The 19757-nt window shown below is 61.7% G+C and carries 19 protein-coding genes; 11 read left to right on the top strand and 8 right to left on the bottom strand.

Annotated elements, in window-relative coordinates:
* Positions 1-54: 54 nt before the first annotated feature.
* The 3 genes from I9018_RS13535 to I9018_RS13525 form a co-directional block, all read right to left on the bottom strand.
* Entirely contained in the window at positions 55-693 is a 639-nt protein-coding gene (locus I9018_RS13535; protein WP_022644049.1) for a TetR family transcriptional regulator C-terminal domain-containing protein, read from the bottom strand.
* Between the two features lie 271 nt (positions 694-964).
* Positions 965-1759: a class II aldolase/adducin family protein gene (locus I9018_RS13530; RefSeq protein WP_053130508.1), complete on the bottom strand. Its 795-nt coding sequence runs from the start codon at positions 1757-1759 to the stop codon at positions 965-967.
* Positions 1760-1832: 73 nt separating this feature from the next.
* Entirely contained in the window at positions 1833-2888 is a 1056-nt protein-coding gene (locus I9018_RS13525) for an ABC transporter substrate-binding protein (protein WP_053130509.1), read from the bottom strand.
* Between the two features lie 214 nt (positions 2889-3102).
* Here I9018_RS13525 and I9018_RS13520 point away from each other — a divergent pair, with 214 nt between their 5' ends.
* Together I9018_RS13520 and I9018_RS13515 are read left to right on the top strand one after the other, a co-directional pair.
* Entirely contained in the window at positions 3103-5055 is a 1953-nt protein-coding gene (locus tag I9018_RS13520) for an FAD-dependent oxidoreductase (protein WP_241109755.1), read from the top strand.
* 73 nt (positions 5056-5128) lie between these two features.
* Positions 5129-5755 carry a cupin domain-containing protein gene (locus I9018_RS13515; RefSeq protein ID WP_068583919.1) on the top strand — a complete coding sequence of 209 codons (627 nt, stop codon included), beginning with the start codon at positions 5129-5131 and terminating at the stop codon, positions 5753-5755.
* Positions 5756-5983: 228 nt separating this feature from the next.
* Here the strand turns inward: I9018_RS13515 and I9018_RS13510 are convergent, their stop codons facing one another.
* A complete protein-coding gene (locus I9018_RS13510; protein ID WP_241109754.1) occupies positions 5984-6241 on the bottom strand; it encodes a hypothetical protein in 258 nt (85 codons plus the stop codon).
* 118 nt (positions 6242-6359) lie between these two features.
* Between I9018_RS13510 and I9018_RS13505 the strand changes: the two genes are divergently transcribed.
* The 3 genes from I9018_RS13505 (at position 6360) to I9018_RS13495 (ending at position 10009) form a co-directional block, all read left to right on the top strand.
* On the top strand, positions 6360-7232 hold the full coding sequence (locus I9018_RS13505) for a WYL domain-containing protein (RefSeq protein ID WP_241109753.1): 873 nt from the start codon (positions 6360-6362) through the stop codon (positions 7230-7232).
* Positions 7233-7366: 134 nt separating this feature from the next.
* The gene (locus tag I9018_RS13500; protein WP_241109752.1) at positions 7367-8398 is read left to right on the top strand and encodes a hypothetical protein; all 1032 of its coding nucleotides are present in this window, start codon (positions 7367-7369) and stop codon (positions 8396-8398) included.
* 12 nt (positions 8399-8410) lie between these two features.
* On the top strand, positions 8411-10009 hold the full coding sequence (locus I9018_RS13495; protein ID WP_241109751.1) for a hypothetical protein: 1599 nt from the start codon (positions 8411-8413) through the stop codon (positions 10007-10009).
* A 217-nt stretch (positions 10010-10226) separates the two neighbouring features.
* Here the strand turns inward: I9018_RS13495 and I9018_RS13490 are convergent, their stop codons facing one another.
* From I9018_RS13490 to I9018_RS13480, 3 genes are all read right to left on the bottom strand, one after another.
* Complete coding sequence (locus I9018_RS13490) at positions 10227-10541, bottom strand: DUF3077 domain-containing protein (protein WP_241109750.1); 315 nt, start codon at positions 10539-10541, stop codon at positions 10227-10229.
* A gap of 310 nt (positions 10542-10851) precedes the next feature.
* Entirely contained in the window at positions 10852-11115 is a 264-nt protein-coding gene (locus I9018_RS13485) for a hypothetical protein (protein WP_241109749.1), read from the bottom strand.
* A gap of 20 nt (positions 11116-11135) precedes the next feature.
* Complete coding sequence (locus I9018_RS13480) at positions 11136-12092, bottom strand: AraC family transcriptional regulator (protein ID WP_241109748.1); 957 nt, start codon at positions 12090-12092, stop codon at positions 11136-11138.
* A gap of 180 nt (positions 12093-12272) precedes the next feature.
* On the opposite strand from I9018_RS13480, the gene I9018_RS13475 reads away from it, so the two are divergent.
* The 5 genes from I9018_RS13475 (at position 12273) to I9018_RS13455 (ending at position 15358) form a co-directional block, all read left to right on the top strand.
* A complete protein-coding gene (locus I9018_RS13475) occupies positions 12273-12701 on the top strand; it encodes a hypothetical protein (protein ID WP_241109747.1) in 429 nt (142 codons plus the stop codon).
* Positions 12702-12769: 68 nt separating this feature from the next.
* Positions 12770-13414 (top strand): hypothetical protein, encoded by a 645-nt coding sequence (locus I9018_RS13470; protein ID WP_085598746.1) that lies wholly within the window; start codon positions 12770-12772, stop codon positions 13412-13414.
* Positions 13392-14060: a hypothetical protein gene (locus tag I9018_RS13465; protein ID WP_241109746.1), complete on the top strand. Its 669-nt coding sequence runs from the start codon at positions 13392-13394 to the stop codon at positions 14058-14060. The genes I9018_RS13470 and I9018_RS13465 overlap by 23 nt, the downstream gene beginning before the upstream one ends.
* A gap of 306 nt (positions 14061-14366) precedes the next feature.
* Entirely contained in the window at positions 14367-14681 is a 315-nt protein-coding gene (locus I9018_RS13460; RefSeq protein WP_277398104.1) for a DUF2388 domain-containing protein, read from the top strand.
* A gap of 11 nt (positions 14682-14692) precedes the next feature.
* Positions 14693-15358, top strand: a complete 666-nt coding sequence (locus tag I9018_RS13455; protein ID WP_241109744.1) for a TIGR02466 family protein — start codon at positions 14693-14695, stop codon at positions 15356-15358.
* A 46-nt stretch (positions 15359-15404) separates the two neighbouring features.
* Here I9018_RS13455 and I9018_RS13450 read toward each other — a convergent pair whose 3' ends face one another.
* Positions 15405-15851 (bottom strand): hypothetical protein, encoded by a 447-nt coding sequence (locus tag I9018_RS13450; protein WP_241109743.1) that lies wholly within the window; start codon positions 15849-15851, stop codon positions 15405-15407.
* 280 nt (positions 15852-16131) lie between these two features.
* Here I9018_RS13450 and I9018_RS13445 point away from each other — a divergent pair, with 280 nt between their 5' ends.
* A complete protein-coding gene (locus I9018_RS13445; protein WP_241109742.1) occupies positions 16132-19626 on the top strand; it encodes an AAA domain-containing protein in 3495 nt (1164 codons plus the stop codon).
* Positions 19627-19757: the final 131 nt, after the last annotated feature.

The raw sequence follows: 19757 nt of genomic DNA, 5'->3' as shown, positions 1-19757 counted from the left end.
GGTGTCGCCTTGTGCGCAGCAGCCTAGCCATTACTGAACAACCGATCAACAGCCCTATGTCGGCTGGCGAAAGCCCCGCCCCTGGCTGGCCAGCACGCCCTCGACCCAGGCTTCGCAGATCTGCACGCCTTGCTGCGGGCTGAAGGTCCCGGGGTTGAGCCCGGACTCCAGCCACAGGCCGTCGAGCAAGGCGCTGAGGCTGATGGCCGCCAGGTCCGCGTCGAAGTCGGCCCAGGCCTGGTCCCCGGCCAGGCTGGCCAGGAGCCCGGCCAGTTCGTTGCGGTATTCGGCGTAGGAATGGTCGTGGGCCTGGTTGATCGCCTCGGCGGTCTTCACCGCGCCCCAGAACGCCAACCAGGCGTCCAGCAGTTGCGGGTCCAGCAGTTCGGCGCAGAACGAGGCCCGGAAGAACGCCGACAAACGTTCCCGGGGCGCCGGCGCGGCCTGGTCCATGGCTTCGCGCAGCAGGTTCATGACCCGCCCGGTAATCGAGCGATAGGCCTCGGCCACCAGCTCGTCCTTGCCGGAATAGTGATGGCTGATCAGCCCCACCGAGACCCCGGCCTCGGCGCTGATCTTGCGGATCGACGCGCCCTGGAAACCGTGGAGCTTGAGGCAGGTCAGGGTCGCCTCGATCAGCTCGGCCTTGCGCAACCCGGGTTCCAGGCGGGAAAAGCGCGCTTCCTGGTTCATGGGGCATGACTCCTTGGCAATGACGGGAAATGACAGTTGAACGACTGTACAACAAGCTTTTGTGAACTGGCCAGATTCCCAGCGGTGCCGGGACAGTGTTGGCCGGTCGATCGCTGAAGGCCCTGCGGGCCTTGGCGCAGCCTCGCTGCGCTCGACAGCGGCTACAGGGCTTCGTGTGGCCGCTGTCGCAGGCTGCGCACGGCTCGGCACTAGCCGCCAATCGTTATCCACGGTTTGCCTGCCGCACCGCGTCGCCCGCTGGGGTGGAGGGTCAATCGCGGTAGTCGGGGGCGATGCGCTCGAGCAGGCGCAGCAGCGCGGCCCAGGCCAGTTGCATGGCGTCCGGGTCGCTCAGTTCGCCCTCCTGCAACGGCCGGCCCGGATCGTTGAACTGGCGCTCGGTGTGGGCGCAGACCGCGTCCGGTGGCAGCACGATCTCCCCCGCCGCCTGGGCCGCCAGCTGGATCTCGCAGGCCTTCTCCAGGTAATACATGCGCAAGAATGCCTGGCTGACGGTTTCGCCCACGGTGAGCAGGCCGTGGTTGCGCAGCATCAGCACGCTCTTGTCGCCCAGGTCAGCCACCAGCCGCTGTTGCTCGGCCAGGTCCAGGGCCACGCCTTCGTAGTCGTGGTAGGCCACCCGGCCATAGAACTCCATGGAGATCTGGTTCACCGGCAGCAGGCCACACTTGAGCGCCGCCACCGCACAACCGGCCTTGGTATGGGTGTGCAGCACGCACTGGGCATCGTCGCGAGCGCCATGGATGGCGCTGTGGATCACGAACCCCGCCGGGTTCACCGGGTACGGCGAAGGCTCCACGGCCTGGCCATCGAGGTCGATCTTCACCAGGTTGGAGGCAGTGATTTCCTCGAACATCAGCCCGTAGGGGTTGATCAGAAAGTGATGCTCGGGCCCGGGCAGGCGCACCGAGATATGGGTGAAGATCAAATCGGTCATGCGAAAGTGCGCGATCAGGCGGTAGCAGGCCGCCAGCTCTTCGCGCAGGCGCTGCTCGGTGGCGCTGCGCTCGGTCAGGGCGTGGGGGCCGGGCACGATCTTATTCATTATTGGAGTCCTCCAGGCTGTTGGGCTGGCAAACGATAGGGCCGCACGTCCGCCGACGTCCAGCCCGTTGGGGTTACTTGCTGGCCCAGGCGTTGAAGCGCTCTTCCAGCTCCTCGCCATGATCGACCCAGAACTCCACGTTCATCGCCAGGGCGCCCTTGAGGTTCTGCTCCGAGGTCGGCACCCACTGGGCCAGCGCCGGGTCGAGCCGGGCCGCGGCCAGGGTGTTGGTGGGGCCGTAGGGAATGGCGCGCACATAGTCGACCTGGGCCTCGGGGCGGTTGGCGTAGGCAATGAAGCGCTTGGCCTGGGCCACGTGCCTGGAGCCCTTGATGATCGCCCAGTAATCCATGCCATACAGGCTGCCGGGCCAGACCACGGCCAGGGGCGCGCCGTCCTGGGCGGCCGCGGCGATGCGGCCGCTGTAGGTCGAGGTCATCACCACATCGCCGGCGCTGAGCCACTGCGCCGGCTGCGCCCCGGCCTCCCACCACTGGATGTACGGCTTGAGCTGGCTGAGCTTGGCGAAGGCCCGATCCACCCCCTCGGGCGTGGCCAGGACCTTGTACACGTCCTCGACCTTGACCCCATCGGCCAGCAGCGCGAACTCCAGGTTGTACACCGCGCGCTTGCGCAGGCCGCGCTTGCCGGGGAACTGCTTGACGTCCCAGAAATCGGCCCAGGAGGCCGGGGCCCTGGCCAGCTTGTTGCGGTCGTAGGCGATGGCCACGCTCCACACCAGCACAGCCGAGCCACAGGGCTGGGCGGCATCGGCGATCAGCTCGTCGGCGTGGCCCAGGGCCTTCCAGTCCAGGGGTTCGTACATGCCTTCGTCGCAGCCGCGCATCAGGTCCGGACCTTCGATCTGCACCACGTCCCAATCGACGTTGCCGGTGTCGACCATGACCTTGATCCGCGCCATCTCGCCGTTGTACTCGCTCTGGATCAGCTTGCTGCCATCGGCCTTGGCAAAGGGTTGGAACAACGCCACATCCTGGGCTTTCTGGCCGGCTCCGCCGTACCCCACCACGACCATGTCGGGGGCTGCCCGGGCACTGTCCAGGCCCAATGTCAGGGCGAGGCTCAGGGCCAGGAACGAACAACCATGCTTGCGGGTGAGCGCTTTCATCGGTGATTCCTCGTGACGGTGCCCTGCCGGACAGCTCCGGCACGGCCCTTTTTTATTGTTGTGAGGGGCGCCCCGCAGGCTGGGGCGCCAATCGAAGCTACTGCAAGGATCAGTAAAAAAACAAGTTGATTTTTTACTACCGGTAAATTTTTATAGGCAAACAATAACAACGCCAAGGCATCGCCCTGCCCTTGGCCAGCCTGGAGCCCGCGCCATGACCACCGCCTTCCCGCACCTCTTCGCGCCGTTGCAGATCCGTGGCAAGCGCCTGAAGAACCGCATCATGTCCAGCGGCCACGACACCTCGATGCCCACCGACAACCTGGTCAACGAGCAGTTGATCGCCTACCACCGGGCCCGGGCCGAAGGCGGGGTCGGGCTGATCGTGTTGCAGGTGGCCGGGGTCCACGACAGTGCGCGCTACACCAGCCATGTGCTGATGGCCACCGACGATGCCTGCATCGACGGCTACCGGCGCCTGGCCGAGACCTGCCATGCCCACGGCACGCTGGTGCTGTCCCAGGTGTTTCATCCGGGGCGCGAGATCATGGAGTCCGCCGACGGCCTGCTGGCGGTGGCCTATGCCCCCTCGGGCGTGCCCAACGAGCGCTTCCGGGTCATGCCCCGAGCCCTGGACCAGGAGATGATCGACGCGATCATCCAGGGTTACGCCGATGCCGCCCGGCGCCTGCACCAGGCCGGCCTGGACGGCGTGGAGCTGGTGGCCAGCCACGGCTACCTGCCAGCGCAATTCCTCAACCCGCGGGTCAACCGCCGCAGCGACGGCTACAACGGCGAGCTGGAGCAGCGCCTGCGGTTCATTCGCGAGGTGCTGGCGGCCATGCGCGCCAGCACCGCCGACGACTTCATCATCGGCCTGCGCATCAGCGCCGACGAACGCGACCCCGAGGGCCTGACCGAGGACGAGTCCCTGACCGCCGCCCAACACCTGCAAGACCAGCTGGACTACCTGCATATCGTCGCCGGCACCTCGGCCTCCCTCGGCGGCGCCGTGCACATCGTCCCGCCCATGGCGGTGGAAGCGGCTTACCTGGCCCGCGAAGCCGGGACCTTCAAGGCCGCGCTGCAGATCCCGCTATTCGTCACCGGGCGCATCAACCAGCCCCAGGAAGCCGAGGCCATCCTCGCCAAAGGCCAGGCCGACGTGTGCGGCATGACCCGGGCGCTGATCTGCGATCCGCAAATGCCCAACAAGAGCGACAGCGGCCGGGTCGACGACGTGCGTGCCTGCATCGCCTGCAACCAGGCGTGCATCGGCCACTTCCACAAGGGCCTGCCGATTTCCTGCATCCAGCACCCGGAAACCGGCCGCGAACTGCTGTACGCCCAGGCTCGGCCGGCCCAACAGCGCAAGCGCATCCTGGTGGTGGGCGGTGGCCCGGCGGGCATGAAGGCCGCCGCCGTCGCCGCCCAGCGCGGCCACCAGGTGACCCTCTACGAAGCCGGCTCCCAGCTCGGTGGCCAGGTGCTGCTGGCGCAACTGCTGCCCCGGCGCAGCGAATTCGGCGGCGCCAGCACCAACCTGCACCGGGAAATGCAACTGGCCGGGGTCGAGGTGGTGCGCAACACCCGGGTCGATCGCGCCCTGGTGGAGCGCGAACAGCCCGACCACGTGATCATCGCCACCGGCGCCCGCCCCTACTGGCCCCATTTCGAGCGCGCCGGCGAGCTGCAAGTGGTGGACGCCTGGCAAGTGCTGCGCGACGAGGTCCAGCTCGGGCGCTCGGTGGTGGTGGCCGACTGGCGCTGCGACTGGATCGGCCCGGGCATCGCCGAGCGCCTGCTGCGCGCCGGGCACCAGGTGCAACTGGCGGTCAACGGCACTCACTGCGGCGAAAGCCTGCCGCTGTACGTGCGCGACCAACTGGCCGGGGAACTGCACAAGCTGGGGCTGCCGATCATCCCCTACGCCCGCCTGTACGGCTGCGACGACAACACCGTGTACCTGCAGCACACCGCCAGCGGCGAGCCGATGCTGCTGGAAAACGTCGACAGCCTGGTGCTGTGCCAGGGCCACCGGCCGGTGGACGACCTGGGTGAGCAACTCAAGGGCCTGGTGGCCTTCCAGCGCATCGGCGACTGCCTGGCCCCGCGCACCGTCGAAGAAGCCATTCACGAGGGCTTGAAAGTCGCCTGGGCGCTTTGAGGCTGCTTTATACTCCGGGGCTTTTGCAGGACGGGTGCTCGGACGCGCCCGCCTTCCAAGCCTGGAGCCCGCCATGACCCAAAGCAGCAAGACGCCGCCCGCGAGCCACCTGCCCGAGCCCGGCGGCGACCACCAGGCCCCCGGCGGCCCGCAGTTTCTTGGCACGCGCATCCGCGGCCTGCGCAAACGCCGCGGCCTGACCCTGAGCGAACTGGCCCAGCAGAGCGAACTCACCGCCGGCTACATCAGCCAGCTGGAACGCAACCTCGCCTACCCCTCCATCCCCGCCCTGTTCAACATCGCCCGCAGCCTGGGCGTGACCATCCAGTGGTTCTTCGCCAGCGAAACCCAGACGGCCCCCGAAGACCAGGGCTACGTGGTGCGCAAGAAACAGCGGCTGCAGGTGAACTACGAAAACGGCATCGTCGACCAGCTGCTGACCCCGCAGCCGACCCAGCAACTGGAATTCTTGCACTCACGCTTTCCCCCCGGCACCTACAGCAAGGAGAGCTACAGCCATGAGGGCGAGGAAGCCGGGTATGTGCTGTCGGGGAGCTTCGAGCTGTGGGTGGGGGAGCGCTACTTCCAGCTGAGCGAGGGGGACAGCTTCAGGTTCTCCAGCCAGGAGCCGCATAAGTATGGGAACCCTGGGGAGGAGGATGCGGTGGTGTTGTGGGTGATTACGCCGCCGACGTTTTGAGGGGGTTAACCGAACGGCTGTTGCCGGCCAGAAGCGGGCGTTCGACTTGATCGCTTTCGACTGTGGATTCAACCGGTCGACGTAACGGAATGGCTACTCCTTCAACTCATATCTACATGTTTTTGCAAGCCACGCCGTACCAGTATTCGCGCGCTGGCTCCGCATCAGTCCCAACGCATCACAACGTGCTCCAACTGTCTCGACCGTACGATCGGTTACGGACAGCATTCATGTGCCTTCGGGCAACAGCTCCTCCAACAACGTTACCTTCCTCTGCAACTGGTCCACATGCGCCCTCTCAGCACGTAGTGCCGAACGAAGCTCCTTGTTCTCCGACTCATGTATGCGCGCCCAGCGCAAAGTCGTACGACAATTGACAATCGTGTCCCACACCTTTTGCAACCTCAGATAATGGGCCAGCAGCAGCACAGCAATTGCCACCATCATCACCAAGGCCGCTATCGAAATCACATCCGTCGAAGTCATGTTCAATCCTTTTGGCTAAGTCGTTTGTACCGAAGACAGCCAAAGAATATGTAGTTATTTTTTACACGTATAGATTGTAGACTTATACAGGTAAACAAAACACGCACATGGATGGGTCATGAAACGCACACAAGAGATCAACCAAGTTCGCTGGGATCTGGCACTTCGCTATCGTTTGATCGAAACCGTGGCCTGGTGGGAAGGCCGCCTTACCACGGGCCACCTGATGCAGAGCTTCGGCATCAGCCGCCAGCAGGCGTCCAAGGACATCAACACCTACATCACCGGGCATGCGCCTAAAAATCTTACATATGACAAGCAGCTGAAGGGTTATGTACCGAGCAAGCACTTCAAACCGCTGTTCATCGATGACAGTGCCAATGCCTATCTGCAGCTGCTGAACCAGACCCACTCGCGGGCACCGCATGTGGAGGGATTGGCACTGGCTTATGCGCATACCAGGGTACTGGATGTGCCGGACCGCACGATTCGTCCGCAAGTACTGCGGCCACTACTCAAGGCTTGCCGCAATGGAGAGGTGATCGCCATTGAGTATGTGTCGCTGTCCAATCCCGTGCCAGAGACGCGGCTTATATCACCGCATACCCTGGTCTACACAGGCATGCGCTGGCATGTGCGGGCGTATTGCGAGAAAAATCGGAAGTATCGGGATTTTGTGTTGAGCAGGTTCCGGGGGGTGCTGGAGTTCGAGCGGATGAGCGAGAATCTGATCGGCGAGGATGAGGAATGGAACACCCTTGTCGATGTGGTTATCGAGCCGGATTCGCGTTTGAAGCTTGAGCAAAGGGCGATCATTGAGGTGGACTTTGGGATGGAGCACGGTGAGTTGGTGATACCGACGCGGTGTGCACTGGTGGGTTATGTGTTGCAGCGGTACCAGATCGATCCAAAGAAGCTTGAGCCCAAGGCGTCGGCACAACAGATTGTGGTGAAAAACTTGGAGGCATTGAAGCCTTGGCTTTATGAGTAGATATCAGGCAGATGAAGGGGGCCTTCGTATCGAATGAACAGAGGTGATTTGAAAATGCCGCCACAGGCATATTGACACTATTCGCGCCCTGTGGAGAATCGCAGGCACTTTTGTCCACCATGGATGGCCTGCTCATGTATCGACGTATCTTCCTGCAATCGGCTCAGGGTTTCGGTGCCAACCTGGTTAGCCATGAGAGCGAATCGCTGGCCCGCGACACATTGGGCTGCACCTTTATTTTCTCGTCCATCGGCGACGCCCTATCCCGAGCCTACGACTCGGCCAAGGAAACCGTCAGCGACGTGGCTGACAAAGTGGCCGATACCGTCTCCGATGCGTATGGCGCCACCCGCGAAACGGTCGGCAATGTGGCTGACGCAGTGTCCGACACCGCCTCCACTGTCTATAACTCCACCGTCGAAACACTGTCCGATGCGGCAGAAACAGTGGGTGACGTCGTGTCCAACGGCTACGACGCCACTCGCGATTACGTGGGCGATGTAGTCTCCGGTGATAAGGAAATAAACTACCTGAAAGTGCTCGGCGGTGCCGCGATCGGCGTAGGGGCCATCGCGGCAGCACCCTTTACCGGTGGCGGATCGCTGATCGGTGGCGCTAGCCTGCTTGGCTCACTGGCCGGGGCCGGCACCATCGCTGCTGCCGTGGGCGCTGGCGTTGCAGGTGCCGTAGTGGCAGCTAACCTGGACGGAGACGAGGAAGCACGCAAGGCCGGGTTCGATGATGGAGTCAAGCAAGCCAAAGCCGAGCAACTGGTTGAGATCTCGGTGCTGAAAGACCGCCTCGAAAAAGCCATGGAAAGTCTCAAGGTAGCCGGCAAACACTTCAATGCAATCATCGCCCTGAACGCCGTGGCAGTCGCGACCGCCCAATGCGACGGCGGTATCACACCATCCGAACGCGCAAACATCGATCTTTTCATCAATGGCCTCGCGGGCGGCGCCATCCCGGAAGTGGTCAAAGCCAAAATCGAGTTGCTCTACCAGCAACCTCCAACGGTGAAGGAAGCCTTCGAGCTGGCGAAAGCATCGGGCATGAGCCTGTCCATCTTCGATGAAATCATCCACCTGGTAGTGCTCTCGGACGATACCGTACACCCGCAGGAAGCGGCCTTCATGCAAGCCTGGAACAGTCTGAAAACCGCGTAAGGAAAGCGCCCGATGAGCAAGCTCGAACAGTTCAGAAAACAACAGGCCCTGCGCGAGCAACTTGCCAACCGCCCGCTGCTTCACGCCGCTGCCGCACCTGAAGATGTAGCAGCATTGCTGGCCAAGCAGGCCGACAGCGTACGTCTCGCCAGCCTGGACTACCACGCCTCGTTGAGCCTCACTCTGCTGGCCGCCCCGCAGGATGCTCGCGAGTTGCTGAAAGAGCTCGAGCAGGAGTTCGACCAGGCTCGGGTGAACGACCTGCTGTCCAAGGCACAGCGCGATATTATTGGCTCCATCGCCGGCCCCTTGGGACTGGGTAAATTCCTTGCGGTGTACGACAAGCAAGGGGGTAATGTGACGACCGTCCACAATGCCCAGCAGGACACCTATGCCAATCCTGACGAAGAAAAATACAACCGTGATCATTACGACAAAGGCAAGAACAGCGACGGCAAAAAGTTCTCCGGGGACAGTAATTCTTCGGTAGGAGCCAGCTTCACCAAAGGTCAACTGGATAGCAAGGGGCAACTCACCGACGGCTACACAGGCGAAACGGTGATGGGCAAAGACACCAGCCCCGACCACATCGTGCCTTTGAAAACCTACCACCAAAACGGTGGGTACATGCAGTCAAAGACCCAGCGCGCCGACTTCGCGACTGACTCCGAGAATCTCATATCCACCCAGCGCAACATCAATAGCTCGATGAGCGATGATGAAAAGCTGGTGTGGCTGGAAAAGAACTCGAACGGTCGCGATGTTACAAACGAAGAATATTACCGTGTTGATCGCAAGCGCGTAGAAGCGGCACTGGAGCGAGGCCAAGCGACCGTCGAACGACACGGCCCGAGCACCTCTGAAAAAGCCACCTACTACACCGTCCATGCCGCCAAGACCGGTATGACCGAAGGCTTGAAGATGGGCGCCCAACAGGCCTTCGGCATGTTGATGGTCGAACTGTTCAGCAGCGCCTTGGACGAGATCAGGGACCTGTACCGCAACGGCCGCCAGAGCGACACTATCCTTGCCGAACTGGGCGAGCGCCTGAATCGCGTAGGCGTCAAGGTAGCGAGCAGATGGGAACAGATGCTGCACAGTTTCAGCGGCGGCTTCATTTCGGGCTTCGTGTCCAACGCCGTGACCGTGATGATCAACCTGTTCGTTACCACTGGCAGACGCGCCGTACGGATGATCCGCGAAGGGATCTTCTCGCTGCTCAAAGCACTGAAGACCTTCTTGTTCCCTCCAAAGGACATGACCTTCGCCCAGGCGGCACATGAAGCTTTGAAGTTGCTTGCTGCAGGTGGTGTCGTGGTTGGTGGCGTGGCCTTGGAAGAGGCTGCCGAGAAGCTTATTCTCGGGGTGCCCCTGTTCGCACCGTTTGCTGGTGTGCTGACGGCTGTGCTAGTGGGGGCGGTGACCGCTCTGAGCATGACTTTTGTCTGCTACCTGCTCGACAAAATCGATCTGTTTGGTGCGGTGCGAGCTGAGCGGGACAAGCAGATGATCGGGGCGCTGGATACGCATATCAATGCGCAGATGACGCTGTCGATGTGCGTGATCGAAGAGTTGGACGGGTATCTGCTGACTGCACCTTCCCCAGCTTGAAATATTGCTGCGCCGGGGCGTGTTTATCACTGCTTCGGCGCGGTTTGTTTCCTAAAACTTTTGATTACTCCGCCCATCCCCTAATTGCCCGTCCTACTGAAATTTCGGGCACGTTTCGTAGCCGAAAGTAGTCCTACGTGACCGTCTGCTTTGGGTTGTGGCAGCCTTTCAAATCATAAAGACGCCGCTTATCAACCACCAACAAGCGGCGTTTCCATCAACTCCCTACCATGCGGCACTCACTCAGAATCACGCCCTCACTTTCTCCATTCCCCAACCCCAACCCCACATCATCAATCACCGCCTTCCCCATCTCAGCCAAAAAATGCGAAGCCCAGGCATAACGCTCGCCCTGCTCTTCCATGGCGGCATCCAGTGCGAGTTTCTTGGCGTAGTACAGCAATGTCGAGGCCTGCTCCAGTGCCTGTTGCAGAGGCACTCCGGCGTTGACACGGAACAGGCTGTGGTCGGTTTCAGGGCAGTTGCCGAAGGTGACAAAACCTTGGGTCTGGATCGGCTTGTTTGAGTTCATTGGGCACCTCCGATCATGGGCTGGCGGAGGTTGCGCTTGAGCGCTGGAAAGATAAACGAATGACAGAATAAATCGGGCAGATGACCGGCAAACATGATTGAAACTCCTGATCAACAATGTGCCTGTATCTGATCGGGTTCTCAGGCCCGGTCGCTGATTTTGCAGCGACCGCAGCAGGCTAGGTGCCTGTTCGTATCGGGACAATGCTCAAAACGTCGCGGGTTATGTCCATTGTGCAAAGCCCCACGCGAACATAGGCCCGATCCACGACTCAAGCCGTCGAGCAAATGTCGTGCGGTCAACCGGCCCCTCACTCTCCGCGCCCATGGGCCACGGCCAGTGCCAACAAGCGGGTGAAGTGGGCGATGGCGAAATACAGGTCATCCAGGGTGTCGCCATCCCACTCCTCCACCGCTTCGCGCTGGGCGGTCAGCGTGGCGATGCGCGCCTCGATCTCGACGATTTCCGCCTCGCCACACTGCCGGGCGATGGCCTCCCAGGCGGCCTGGGGAATGTTCTGCTGCACAGAGAGGCCAGCCTTGGCTTCAGCGATCAGCGCAGTCAATTTGCTCATGGTTCATCATCCTCAAGAGGCTAGGGCTTGCCACGTTCCGCCCCTGGCGGGTGGCCGAAGTGGGTTTTATAGGCGTGGTTGAAATTGGCGGGGTTGGCGTAGCCCAGGCGGTAGGCGATCTGCGCCACTTGCCATTTGCCCTGGCGCAGCAGGGTGCGGGCCAGTTCCATGCGCTGCTGGCGCAGGTACTGCAGCATCGACTGGCCGAAGACCTGGGCGAAGGCCCGGCGCAGGGTGGTTTCCCCCACGCCCAGTTGCTGGGCCAGGGCCTGGCTGCCGGGCGGCTCGATCAGCTGGGCGTCGAGCAGGCGCCGGGCTTCGTGGGCCAGGTCCAGACGGCCGCGCACCGTTGGTGGTGGTCCGGGGCGCTGGCCTTGCAGGTGCGCCGCCAGCTCCACCAGCACCGCCAGGCTCAGGCTCTCCTGGTGCAGGCGCTCCAGGGCGCCCTGGTACGGCGACTGGTATAGCCGTCGCAGCAGGTTGCCCAGGGCCTGGCAGCGCTGGAATTCGCTGAAGCACATGCCGTCGTCCAGCAGGCCGAGCAAGGGTTGCAGGCTGGAGTCTTCCTCGGCCAGTTCGCGCAGGTAATGCCCGGCGATGCGCAACCCGGAGAGGCAGGCGTGGCTGCCGGCGGGCAGTTGGTCCACCGCTTCCATGGTTTCGCTCAGGCCCAGGGCGTGGGGCGCGCCGGGGGTGTAGTGGTTGAGCTGGCCATCGACCCGGTGCCGCCACTGGCCGTCGAGCACCTGGACGATGCACAGGCTGTCTGGCAGCACCTTGTGGATGCGCAGCGGCTCGGGAAATTGCAGGTTGCAGTCGAAGTACTGCACATGGGCGCGCACGGTGCGGGCGCGGTAGTGGCCGATGGCGCTGCCCATCACTCGGCGGGCAGTGGGATCGAAGACCCCGGCACGGGCCAGGGCGCCGGGCCGGTCGAAGCGAAATTGGGTGTCGAGATAGGGGTTCCAGCATTCCATCGGTAAAGCGTATCCATGACTGCCTGGTGTGCGGTGGCCAATGGTAACCCACTCACACTTTGCCCATCGCCACTTGTGAGCGACGGCATTTTTAGTGTGCGCAGCGGTCACAGTGCTTGGCAGCGCGGCCAGCGCCGACTTCAATAGCTGCCCCTTTTCAATTTCTCAGGAGCGTGAAGGATGCACTTGTATAGCCGATGGACGGTCGCATGGGCCATGGCGTTGGCCCTGGTGGCCGGGATGGCCCAGGCCGAGGAACGCCCGCAGGTGGCGGACAAGATGGTGGCCTACAACGGCCCGCACGGGGTGAAGGTCTGGACCCTGCGCATCGGCGAGCGCAGCGCCAACCAGGCGCTGGTGCAGGTGGAAGACGCCGACCACGACTGGAACATGCGCATCCAGAAGATGAACGTGGAACAGACCGCCCGCGACACCCGTTATTCCACCCAGGTCGACGGCCAGAAGTTCGTGGTGCTGGTGCTCCAGGATGGCTATGGCGAGCTGTACCTGCCGGGCCAGGCCAAGCCGCTGAAGGTGGGTTATAACGACAACCTGTCCAGCTATGGCAATGCCCAGGCTTTCCTCAACGACTACCTCAAGGCGCAATGACCCTCGAGCGGGCGAGTGCTCCTGCGCGCCGCCCGTGCTTGTTCCCTCTCCTGATCCAAGGCTCCCCCATGACCGATGCCCAACACCCCGATTCCACCCTCCCACCCATGGCCGAGCATCCCCAGGCCGCCCAGCGCCAGCGGGTGATCGCCGAGTTGCAACAGGTGATCGAGCGCGTGCCCGAGCAGAGCGAGTTCACCAACACCCGCCGCTACCAGGTGTTCGGCCCGTTGCTGACCCTCGCGTCCCTCGGCGCCCTGGCCCTGGGCCTGCACCAGGGCAAGACCGGCCTGCTGCTCTGCGGCCTGTTCCTGACCCTGCTGTTCGCCGTGGTCAGCTGGCAGCACCGCAACGCCGGCCAGCAGGTCTTCATGCGCCTGACCCGGCGCCAGTTGTTCGCCGAGCCGTTGAGCGCGCCGGTCAACCTCACCGACGTGGTGGACATCCAGGTCAAGGACGAGCTGCTGCAAACCCTGCAACAACTGACCTTGCGCGCCGACGCCCCGCTGCCCAGCCATCGCCCGGTGCGCCAGCTGTTCGGCAACCAGGCCGTGGCCCTGCGCGACCCGCAACCGCAGATCCGCATCCACTCCGCCGGCCTGATGCGCGCCGGGCAAAAACTCAGCGTCGATGACATCTCGGCCCTGCTGGACGCCTACTGCCAGGCCGCCAACGCCCAGCAGCAACTGGATGAGCTGCAAGGCCGTGGATAACGCCGGCAAGGAAGCGCTGCTGGAACAACTGCAAGCGGCCGCCGACGGCCCCCAGGGCCAGTGCGAGATTCATGAGCGCTGCCTGGGCCAGGCGGCCCTGCTGGCCCTGCTCTCGGTGCTGTTGCTGGCCATCGGCGGCTGGTTGGCCAGCCTGCCCACGGCCTGGCAGTTGCACTCGGCCCAGCTGTTGTTCTGGGGGCCTGGCGCGCTGCTGCTCGGCGCCGGGCTCGCCGGCCTGATGGGGGCGGAGGCCCTGCGCCGGCGCCATGGCCAGCGGGTGCTGGCACTGAGCGCAGGCAGCCTGCAGTTCGCCAACGCCGCCGAACCCACGCCCTGGACCTGTTTCGATGCCTTCGAACTGGAGCAGCGCCACCTGAGCCTGGCCGTGGTGTTCTCGGTGAGCGCCGGCCAGCGCGCGCCGGAACTGGCCCCGGCCGGCTTCAAGGCCCTGGCCGCGCCCAACGCCCGGAGCGTGGCGGCGGGCATGCGGGTCCGCCTGTGGCTGTGCAATCCCATGCTCGACGGCCGACGCCTGGGCTTCGAAGACCTGACCGACCTGCTCTACGCCTACCTGGAGGCGGCCCAGGCCCGCCGCACCCTGGGCCAGCTGTTCCCCGAGGTGCAGCGCTTGGGCGCCAGGCCATAGCCCCTACCCCGACTGAAACCGCTACCGCACCCCGCCGCTGCTCTACCAGCAGAGGCGGCGGCGAAAACCCAGCCAACAGCGCTGAAAATAGGCGATCCGGCACTTAATTCGCCGCGCCGCTGCGGCGGTTTCCGATAATCAATTTCTGGCTGTTGAGGGCAACTTGAAAGTTGCCTGCAAAGTTTAAAAAAGACCCGCCCATCGCACTTTTTAACAATCTTTAGCAAAAGCCCTGAGGTTGCCGAAGGTTACCCGTTGGTAGGGTTCACCCCCGAATTTAACCCCAACTTAACCTTCGTAGATCCAATGAAACGGCCAAACTTTCCCCGCCTGTTATGTGTTGTTTGCGGCCTGATGAGCATGCATGCCCACGCCACCAGTTTCATCATGACCACCGATATTTCGGTCAGTCTCACCATGAGTGCGTCCAAAGGCACTAGCGGCTCGTTCAAGGACGACAAGATCGTGCTGGCGGCCAAGGATGACGCAGCGGCATTCGTTGCCAGTGACGGCGATATTCGCGGCGTCCGCATTGAAGCGGCATTTGCCAGGATTCGCCAAGTAACGGGAGACTCGCAACTCTCGGACCTGCAACTAGCCAGAGCCATCCTGGTACTTTAAATGGAATTTACATGCCTCTTGCCAACACCCTCGTGGACCCGCAACTGATCAATATCCGCCATCTGTTCGCCACGCCGGTAGAGAGCCTGCGCCACCCCGATGCCCAAGCGCTGAATGTGCAACTCAAGGCCCTGATCGACAGCCGCATGGCCCAGGACCTGCGCGGCACGCAGCACAGCAACGACGGCGGCTGGCAATCGGCGAGCGATTTCAACCTCTGGGGAGGAACGGCTTGCGAGTCCCTGGTGCAATTCGCCAAGGACTTCGCCAGCCAACTCACTGCGGTGCACAGCGAACAATACGGCCTGGTCGAACCCAACTTCGAGTGGAAGATCAACGCCTGGGTCAACGTCAATCAAGCCGGCCATACCAATGCACTGCATGGGCATCCCGGGGCATTCTGGTCCGGGGTCTACTGGGTCGACACCGGCGGTCGTGAAGAACAATTGCAAGTAGGTGGCGATCTGGAGTTTATCGACCCCAGGGGCATGATCGCCTCCACTTACAACCCGGCACTGCGCATGCGCATCAAGGACTGTTTGGCAGCAGGTTTTGGCATCACCCAAGTTCCGGAAAGTGGCACCTTCCTGATGTTTCCCTCATGGCTTTTGCATTCGGTGCAACGCTTTCCCGGCAACAGGCCACGCATCTCCATCGCTTTCAACTTCGGAGTTTGAAATAGATTGCGATTTAACCGAGTTGATAGGCAGGCAGGTTCAACTTTCAGGCAGTAGGTCGCGTGATATTCAAACGATAAAAAGAATCGTCCAGCACTCGCAAAAGCTCCGCCGGCGCTGCCGCGAACAGCGCCCGCAGCGCCTCGGTAAAATGGTCATCGCGTTGCCCGCAGACCGCAAGCGCCTCGACTGCGGTCCGAGGCACCAGGGTGGCATGCGTCGCATCGCACAGAATCGCCCACGGCCCTGAGCGGTACCAGACAGCAGCAAACAAGGCTGCCCCGCGATCCCTGTGGTTGCGGGCATTGCGGTTGCCGTCCACATTCTGCAGCAGTTTCGGCAACGAATCGGCACCGGTAAAGGCGTGTTCCAGGCTGGCAAACTTGTGCGAGTGGTTCACGTGTCGACGCCAGGCACAACGCACATGGGCGGCGCCAAATTCCAATGGTTCGCCGGCTTGTTCACTGACCTGGGTCCAGGATAAAGCGGTCATTGGCGACTCCTTGCGTGGTATCCAGCACCCTGCATTGCTCCTGCCAGAAGCCTAGCTGGTTTCGATCAGGCCCAGCTAACCCCAGAGCGAGTAATGACAACCATCAGCATCATGCAAGTGATTGTCCATCAAGGGGCGATGATGCCAATATGCCTTTACGCTAAAGGCCTCGGCAATTGAGAGTTTTAGTGCAACGCTAGGTACTTGCCGATCTTGGCCATACACCACAACATTTTCCTCGACCGCTACAGTAAGTGCCGGTCTGTATTGAATCAGGACGATGAACGAACACGCACTGAAACTCGCCACCTACTGGCGAAACTCTCTGGCCGACGCAGAGAACGGCAACGGCGCACTGGACGCCAGCCAAGCCGAAAAACTCATCGAGGTTCCAAACTGCAACGTGTCGAGCGGACGCCTGCCAGTCGAGCTCGCCGAAATGCTGTTCATGGGTGAGCCGCAAACGGCTGCCACGATCAAGGTCACCCTGCGCCCACTGGTGTACTACCAGCGCCTGGAACACGGCAAGGCTCGCAAGGACATGCCGGCAGTGGTCACACCATTGGTCTGTGATGTACTGGTTACCAGGGACGGCCGCCTGTACCCGACCTCCCGAGTACTCCTTCCCCGCGACATTCTCGAGCCACTGGACCAAGACAATTTCACCATTGGTACCCAGGCAGACCTGGATGCATTCCTGTCCACCAAGGAGGTGCCCTGCTTCGAACCATCGGCTGCAGAACAGACGCAGGATGAGGAGGAACATCACGCCCAGTGGCGAACCTACCTGCACTTTTGCTGGAAAATGCTTCGGACTGTCAGCAATGGTTGGAAACATAACCAAGACAGCCTGATGCACGCCAACCACGGCTTGTTATTCAAAGAGGACAAGCCGAGCGGTTTCAGCCAAAACATCGTGCGTCTCTACGACTACCTGCGCCACCAAAAACCCAAGGCACAGCTGTTCGAGCGCTTTGCCCAACACACTCCTTCTCTCACCGAACCCTGCCTGGCACCACACAGTGGCTTTGCCGTACGTCTTGCCCACGCTGGCGATGAATACGCTCTGGCTTCGGCCCAGCGGGACGCCTTGACCCATTTGCTGGTTGGCGAGGCAGGCGATGTATTAGCCGTCAATGGCCCTCCCGGTACGGGCAAGACCACCTTGGTCCTGTCAGTGGTAGCTTCCTTGTGGGCTCGAGCAGCGCTGGCCGGTGGCGATCCGCCAGTAATCGTCGCCAGCTCCACTAACAACCAAGCCGTCACCAATATCATCGCCGCCTTCGGCAAGGACTTCGCTCACGGCTGCGGCCCGCTCGCCGGGCGCTGGCTGCCAGAGATCAAGAGCTTCGGTGCGTATTTCCCCAAGGCTTCAGCCGAAAAGGATATGTCGAACGCCTATCAGACCCAGGCCTTTCTCACCGGCCTGGAATCACCGGCGTATCTCGAACAGGCCCAAGCCCAATACCTGACAAAGGCTATCGAGGCCTTTCCCGACGCCCAAGAGCCTGGTGTGCGCGATGTGGTCGAACGGTTGCGTGAACAGATCCAAGTCCGCCACCAGCAACTGCTCGGTATCGAGCAGGCATGGCCCGCTCTGGTTGCGGCGCGGGAGGCCGTTATGATGGAGCTTGGACCCACTCCCCAAGCTACGATTGCGCAACGCGAACTCTCCTGCGATGAGCAGCGTCAGCAGCTCTGTGCCGCACAACAGCGCTTGAAAAACTTTCGGCATTACCTAGCCCACGAATCACTGTTCTATACCTTGTTCAACTGGATCGGACCGGTGGCCGCCAAGCGGTTGCGCCTGGCCAAGCTTCAATTGGCCGAGACCGACCCGTTACTCCAAGGCGCTACAAGTATCGCTGAGATCGAAAACTACCTGACGTCTGCCGAGGCCGTTGCGCTTGCCACCCTTGCCGAACGTGAAACACGTCTACGCCTCGGCCAACAATTGCTGGCCACAGAGCAACGCGAACTGGCGACATGGCGGGTGAAGATCGCTGTACTGGCGCAAGCCAGTGAAAAGCCAGCAGCGCAGGTCACTCTTGCCGAATGCGATGCCTGGGCCGACACCTCTGTGCGTTTCGAAATCTTCCTCCTGACCACCCACTACTGGGAGGGTCGCTGGCTGATGGAGCTTGCCGAAGACCTTCCGGCGATTCTCAAGCGAAGAGGCAAGAACGGCGCGAAGACCATTGCCGGCAACTGGCGGCGATGGATGAAGCTAACACCCTGCGTGGTCGCGACCTTCTTCCGCTTGCCGGCGGAACTACTGTGCAAACGTCACGAGAATGGCGACTTCGTCGATGATTACCTGGTTGATTTCATCGATCTGTTGATCGTCGATGAAGCTGGCCAGGTCCTGCCCGAAGTGGCTGCCCCATCGTTTGCCCTCGCCAGGCAGGCATTGGTAATCGGCGATACCCAGCAGATCGAGCCAATATGGTCGATCCCGGCCAGCGTGGATATCGGCAACCTGGCCAGCGCCGGACTGGTGGATCGAAGCCAGGTAAAACAAGGCTATGCAGCTTTCTGCAACGGAGGCCACAGCGCGGCCAGCGGCAGTGTCATGGCTGTAGCCCAAAGTGCCAGCCGCTACCACTACGACCCTGAGCTTGCGCGCGGCATGTACCTGTATGAGCACCGCCGTTGCTACGACTCGATCATCGCCTTCTGCAACGCCCTTTGCTACAAGGGCAAGCTGCAGCCACGTCGGGGGCAGAAACCTGCCGGCGGACTACCCGGACTCGGCTACTTGCATATCGACGGTCTCTGCCGACAGAACAATCAGGGCAGCCGCGAGAACCTGCTCGAGGCACAAACCATCGCCGCCTGGATTCAGGCCAATGAAGCCCAGCTCAGGCAACGTTACGGCAACAAGGAGTTGTGCGAGATCGTCGGGGTGATTACGCCTTTCAGTGCTCAAGCGGCCACCATCGCGCAAGCCTGCGCAGCCCTTGGTATCCGCGCAGGCAAGGGCGCAAGTGAAATCACCGTGGGCACGGTGCATTCGTTCCAGGGTGCCGAACGGCCAGTGGTGATTTTTTCGGCGGTGTATTCCAAACACGACGACGGTGGCTTCATCGATCGTCGGGAGAGCATGCTCAATGTGGCGGTTTCCCGAGCCAAAGACAGTTTTCTGGTGTTTGGCGACATGGACCTGTTCAGCCAGGTGCCACCTGGAAAGCCACGTGGATTGCTAGCTCAGTTCCTGTTGGCGAACCCAACCAATGAGTTGCAGTTCGCCTACCAGCCCAGAGAGGATCTTGGTACTGGCCTGAGTCATCTACATGAATGGGTAGAACACGACGCATTCCTGGCACAGACATTACGGACAGCACGCCAGCAGGTGCAGATCGTTACGCCCTGGGTCCGGCTGCGTTGCCTGCACAGCACCGGTGCTTTGGCGCACATGCGCGATACGGTACAGCGTGGAGTACAGGTGGAGGTCTACACTGACCTGCTGCTCAATACCGAGCCCACTCCCTCGAATCCCGGCGGAGATCCCAAGAAAGTGCAGCAGTTCCAGTCAGTGCTAGCCGAACTCAAGGCTCAGGCCATTCAGGTGCGCGTGGTGAAAAAGGTACACAGCAAACTATTGATGGCTGATCAGGAATTGCTATGTGTAGGCTCATTCAATTGGCTGAGCGCCCAACGCGAGGGAGACTTCGTGCGCCATGAAACCTCCATGGTCTATCGCGGCAAGGCTGTCCGGGATGAGATTGAGGTCAATCGCAACAGCTTGGCGAAGCGGGTGACACCCTACACGTAAGCTGGCGAACTGGCCGGTTCGATCAACGTTGCACACATAAGAATTTCAGAGCGCTATAGCACTCGCCTGGGGTCGAAAGCTCCCGACTGCAAATGGCAGCCATCACCAAGAGCTGAAGCCTCAAAGTAGGT

It is taken from the genome of Pseudomonas sp. MPFS, assembly GCF_022537035.1.
In the GTDB taxonomy this organism is placed as follows: domain Bacteria; phylum Pseudomonadota; class Gammaproteobacteria; order Pseudomonadales; family Pseudomonadaceae; genus Aquipseudomonas; species Aquipseudomonas sessilinigenes.
Note: the sequence above shows the minus strand (reverse complement) of the source record. Positions and strands in the feature narration are given on the sequence as shown.